This window comes from Geobacillus sp. LYN3 (assembly GCF_003064505.1).
GTDB classification, from domain to species: Bacteria; Bacillota; Bacilli; order Bacillales; family Anoxybacillaceae; genus Parageobacillus_B; species Parageobacillus_B toebii.
On the sequence record NZ_QCWL01000090.1, the window covers coordinates 1 to 547 of the forward strand.

General features: G+C 49.5%; 1 rRNA gene. It reads left to right on the top strand.

The window, feature by feature from the left end:
- Positions 1-51: ribosomal RNA gene (locus tag DCC82_RS17790) — 16S ribosomal RNA — on the top strand; the annotation flags it as partial.
- Positions 52-547: the final 496 nt, after the last annotated feature.

The window sequence follows — 547 nt, forward strand, 5'->3', positions numbered from 1 at the left end:
AAGTCGTAACAAGGTAGCCGTACCGGAAGGTGCGGCTGGATCACCTCCTTTCTAAGGATGATACGAAAAGCGGAAGCGCCGCGATCAGCTCTCGAAGCCAAATGTTCTTCACCCGCTGAAGTGCTTGCACTTCGAGGGGGAAGGTTATTTGGCACAAGAGAGCTAGGCGCTGGAGCTAGACAGCAGAAAAGCGAAGGACGCTTACGTTTTGTTCAGTTTTGAGGGAACATGTTTATGTTCTCTTCAATCAATCCGTTTTGCGTCTGCGTCTACGAGTGGATTCAGAGAAGCTAGATTCCTCGACGCAAGGCAGCAGAGAAGTTGANAGAAAAGCGAAGGCGACTGCCCTTATGGGCTAGTCGGAAGTGGACGCTTCGGGTTTGTTCAGTTTTGAGGGAACATGTTTATGTTCTCTTCAATCAATCCGTTTTGCGCCTGCGTCTACGAGCGAATTCAAAGATGATGGATTCCTCGGCGCAAGGCAGCAGAGAAGTTGATTCAAGGCAGTAGCCTTGTTCAGTTTTGAGGGAGCATTCTACTCCTTCAG